The sequence below is a fragment of the Dyella japonica genome (genome assembly GCF_040545895.1).
Classification (GTDB): Bacteria; Pseudomonadota; Gammaproteobacteria; order Xanthomonadales; family Rhodanobacteraceae; genus Dyella; species Dyella japonica_D.
This window is the reverse complement of the sequence record NZ_JBEPMU010000018.1, coordinates 1-4303: the sequence shown is the minus strand read 5'-3', so window position 1 is coordinate 4303 and position 4303 is coordinate 1. Positions and strand designations below refer to the sequence as shown.

Annotated in this window: 5 protein-coding genes; 3 read left to right on the top strand and 2 right to left on the bottom strand. The window is 61.3% G+C overall.

Annotated features, from left to right (window positions below):
- The first annotated feature begins 396 nt into the window (after positions 1-396).
- Both ABIC75_RS23010 and ABIC75_RS23005 read left to right on the top strand, forming a co-directional pair.
- On the top strand, positions 397-1020 hold the full coding sequence (locus tag ABIC75_RS23010) for a glutathione S-transferase family protein (protein ID WP_354016218.1): 624 nt from the start codon (positions 397-399) through the stop codon (positions 1018-1020).
- Positions 1021-1055: 35 nt separating this feature from the next.
- Entirely contained in the window at positions 1056-1391 is a 336-nt protein-coding gene (locus tag ABIC75_RS23005) for a lipocalin family protein (RefSeq protein WP_354016217.1), read from the top strand.
- A 217-nt stretch (positions 1392-1608) separates the two neighbouring features.
- On the opposite strand, the gene ABIC75_RS23000 is transcribed toward ABIC75_RS23005, so the two are convergent.
- Entirely contained in the window at positions 1609-1899 is a 291-nt protein-coding gene (locus ABIC75_RS23000) for a hypothetical protein (protein WP_354016216.1), read from the bottom strand.
- Positions 1900-2080: 181 nt separating this feature from the next.
- Positions 2081-2386 carry a hypothetical protein gene (locus ABIC75_RS22995; RefSeq protein WP_354016215.1) on the bottom strand — a complete coding sequence of 102 codons (306 nt, stop codon included), beginning with the start codon at positions 2384-2386 and terminating at the stop codon, positions 2081-2083.
- A gap of 496 nt (positions 2387-2882) precedes the next feature.
- Here ABIC75_RS22995 and ABIC75_RS22990 point away from each other — a divergent pair.
- Positions 2883-4303 (top strand): autotransporter-associated beta strand repeat-containing protein (locus ABIC75_RS22990; protein ID WP_354016214.1); only part of this gene is annotated, 1421 nt, incomplete at its 3' end.

Here is a 4303-nt window from a genome sequence, read left to right as displayed (position 1 = left end):
GCCTCGGCGGGCTGACGCCCGCCGAATTCCGTGTCCAGAACGATCCGGCCACCTCTAGTTATTCGTGGCACTGATCTGAGGGGAGTCGACACATCCACTCTGCGCTCTCTTCCGAGGCACGAACGCTTGGCCCTGACACCACGAAAATTAAGGCAAGTCTCATGGACCCGTCTGCGGCGATCAGCGATGGTGGCTCTGCAGCGACCAAGGCTACCTTTGGGGCTCGGTCGTCCGTGCTCCATGTTCCGTTCATGCAGGCAAGGAAAGGCGCGAATTTGACACCCGTCAGCAAAAGTCGTCCGGTCATCTGCCGTCCTAGCGATTCACTGCTGACAGAATCTGTCACTGGGGCGCATGAGAATGACCGCCTCAACCATTGATATAGGGATCTGAATCGTGCGTCTTTACTACAATCCCATCTCAACTTGCAGCCGCCGAGTCCTGATGGTGGCGCACCAGCTCAGCATCAAAGTCGACCTCGTGCCCATTGACCTGTTCAAGGGAGAGCAGAACTCACCGGAATTCTTGAAACTGAACCCGAATCACCGAGTTCCGGTGCTTGAACACGAGGGGTTCGTGCTATGGGAATCCTACGCAATCATGCAGTATTTGGCAGATATTTCACTTGGCCAGACGCTATATCCAATCGACCCCACGGCTCGCGCAGACGTGAACCGTTGGCTCTTTTGGTGCGGACAATACTTCATGCCAGGTATCGGCATCCTAAACTGGGAAAACTCGATCAAGGCACAGGCTGGAATCGGTCCCGCCGATTCAGCTGAAGTGGCCCGCGGAGAGCGACTCCTCATCGAAGCCGCGACGATCCTTGACAACCACCTCACCGATCGCGAGTGGATTAGCGGTTCCGGCCTTTCGATCGCAGATTTCGCCATTGCCGCGCCGCTCGCTGATCAACTCCGAGCCAAACTTCCGGTAACTGATCTGCCAAATCTTCAGCGATGGCTCAAGCAAATCCAAGCACTCGACGCTTGGAAGAGCACTGAGGTTGATGCGCACTGATTGGGATGCAATGCGGAAAACGGTCAATACAGCTCATGGGCGCATTGGGCATTGGTCGTTTTGGTGCTTCCGGGGTCGCCGTCACCCGTACCACGCTCATTGGCGATTGGGTGGAGCCCGTGCCCAGCATGGCCGGCCAGGTGCAGGGCTTCTTGCTGCGCGAGGACGGCTCAGTGAGCTCGATCAACATGGCCGCGCTGCTTTACAGGACGTCGCGACTGGACAACGACACGTTGACACTGACGGGCGCCTCACTGGGCAACCATAGCGCCAGCGCATTTGAGAATACGTACAAGGTCGAATCGGTGGGCCAGGGGCGATTACGGCTGGTCGATGCGGCGGGCCACATGGAAATCTTCTCGAAGTATTAGTGCGCCCGTCCGCTTTCTGCCAGAGCGCCTGCGGCGACACGAATGGCCGCTACGATCCCCCGGCCGACGGTCACCGCCCCACCAGGCACGGGCAGGCAGCGACCGTCCGGCAAACGCACCCTCACCTCGACTGAAGCGGTCCCGTGCGGCACCGGCGAAAAGATGACAACGCACCGGTGCTCGCCCACGGTGAGGAGGCGTTCGTATGCCGAGGTTGTCACGCGTGAATACCGCATCTGGCGGAACCGCTGGTGATTAAGGCGACATCCGATGTGACGGCGCGATGAATCGGCGCCCAACCGGTTGCCTGACGGCGGGTATGGGCGCCCGCTGCTATCGGACGCCGGCCGAAACACCACGTAAGAAGGGACGGCAAGGAGCGCGCAGCGGGGGCCCACATTCCATGCTTCGACATATCTCCCATGGTCCGTTTCATGAATTCATCGAACAGCGGTACGGTGAACTCGGTGTCGCCGTGCGATGGGCTATAGATCATGCCCTTCTTCATGAGACCGCTCCGCAACGGCGCCACACTCTGAATATTGACGGCCGATCAGATCGGCCACCTTGCCGGAGCGCTGACGGCAAGGACAAAGTTCAGCAAGCGCGCGCATATAGGTCCTCTCACGCGGCCTCGTGCGGTCCAGCCGAACACGGAAAAAGCTATTATCGAGCCGCTCGATTGGGCGTCATGTGGCTCTATGCACGACATCAAGCTTGATCGGTGACGCAGTGGCCAAGTTCCATGCCTGGTAAACCCAGGCATGCAGAAAATATGCGTAACCCTGGGTGATGCGACGAATCTCGTCAATGGCCTCATCGGTGAATTCGACACCTTCCTTCTGCACAGGCTCCCGCAAGGCTTCCGCCGTGTCCTGAGCGTTCAGCGGATCAAGCTCGGGATAGTCAAAGAGGCGCTTTGCGTACGATTTTAGTTTACCTGCAAGGCCCATCAGCTGCGGAAGACCCGCGCCGGGCAACTGGCGTTGTGCCACGCCTTTGCACCACGAGCATTCGAGAATGCCAGTGACTAGATTGCGATGAAGACAGGGCATGCCGAACGGGGTCCCGATTCAATGCGACCACCCTAGCAACGTCACCGCCGTTCACCAGCCTCTGGCTTTTAACGCAGCTGTAACATTAGGGCGCGTCCGATAGCAGCAGGACCGATTCGATGCTGGAGTGGAGACTTCTTCAGCCGATGACCTCCCTATGACTCATACACCGCTCGCTCACGTCGACCTATCACTTGGCCGCGGGGCGCCGGCGCCGACAGCCCGCCCCGGGCCGCGAGGGGAGATGGGGATGGGCTTAGGGCCCATCGCTGGCGCCGTGCGTTGGTCGCTGTGGGATCTCACCGGAGCCGGTGGACATGGCGCGGTGGGGATCCCGAGGCGGCGGCTGAGAAAATGTCTGACCACGGCGGCACTGACCACCCGGAGTGCGCTGGTTGGCGTGTCCCTGGTGGTTGCGTGTGCGGGGAACGCGGGAGTGCATGCCCAGTCGGTCGCGATCAGCGGTGATGTCAGTCCCGTCGAGACGCCCAATCCAAGCGCATCCTGGAGTATTCCCGGCACTCTGACTGTCGGCAATAGCGGTGTGGGCGCGCTGGACATATCCATGGGTGGCGTGGTGACCAACAATCTCGCCGCTTACCTCGGTAATTTGGTGGGCAGCGTCGGAACAGCGAGTGTGACGGGGGCGGGATCCCAGTGGAACAGCTCTAGAAATGTGTCCGTCGGGTATGCCGGCAACGGCACGTTGACCGTGGCCGATGGCGGCGTGGTGACCAGCTATGGCGCCGCCAATTACGTTGGAATGATCGCCACTGGCGCCGGCACGATGACTGTGACGGGGCCTGGGTCACAGTGGAACAGCTCGGGGGCGTTGAGCGTCGGACAGAGTGGCAACGGCACGTTGACCGTGACCGATGGCGGCGTGGTGACCAGCTACGGCGGTATCCTCGGTCAGGTCGGGGGTGGTGTCGGCACGGCCAATGTGACCGGACCGGGTTCCCAGTGGAACAGCACGGCGACCTTGACCGTTGGGAATTTGGGTAGCGGCGCATTGACCATCGCCGACGGCGGCGTCGTCAGTGATGTCGGCGTCGGTGTCAGTAATACGGCGGCGTCCATAGGCCAGCAGGCCGGAGGTATAAGCACCGTTACGGTCACGGGCTCCGGCTCGAGGTGGACCAACAGCGGCTCCCTTATCGTGGGTAATGGTGGCGATGGGGCCTTGACCATCGCCGATAGCGGCCAAGTGTCGGCCCCGCAAGTTTTCATCGCCTCGAGTGCTGGCTCCAGAGGTACCCTGAACGTGGGGGCTGTCGCCGGTGTGGCCGCCACCGGGCCTGGCGCCCTCAATGCCACAACGGTCAGCTTTGGCGCCGGCATGGGTGTCGTTAATTTCAACCATACCGATATGACCGGCACCTATGCGTTCGGGCCAGCGATCAGCGGTGCCGGTGCCGTCAACCAGATTGCGGGCTATACGGTCCTGACCGGCGACAGCACCTACACCGGAGGCACGACCATCTCGGGCGGCACGCTGCAACTGGGCAATGGCGGCACGAGCGGCAGTATCGTTGGCGATGTGACGGACAATGGCGCGCTGGCGTTCGACCGATCGGACACGTCGAGCTTCGGCGGCGTGATCTCGGGCAGTGGCGTGGTCAATCAGATCGGTGCCGGCACCACCGTGTTGACGAGCGATAACACGTACACGGGTGGCACCACGATCAGCGCCGGCACGCTGCAACTGGGCAATGGCGGCACCACGGGCAGCATCGCCAGTGACGTGGCCGACAACGGCGCGCTGGTCTTCAATCGCTCCGATGCCCTCAGTTACGGTGGGGCGATCTCGGGCGCCGGCACCATCGCGCAGATCGGCAGTGGCATCACCACGCTCGG

Bases quoted from the DNA above. Each gene is read 5' to 3' on its own strand.
- ABIC75_RS23000 (WP_354016216.1), bottom strand. From the start codon at position 1,899: ATGAAGAAGGGCATGATCTATAGCCCATCGCACGGCGACACCGAGTTC.
- ABIC75_RS23005 (WP_354016217.1), top strand. From the start codon at position 1,056: ATGGGCGCATTGGGCATTGGTCGTTTTGGTGCTTCCGGGGTCGCCGTC.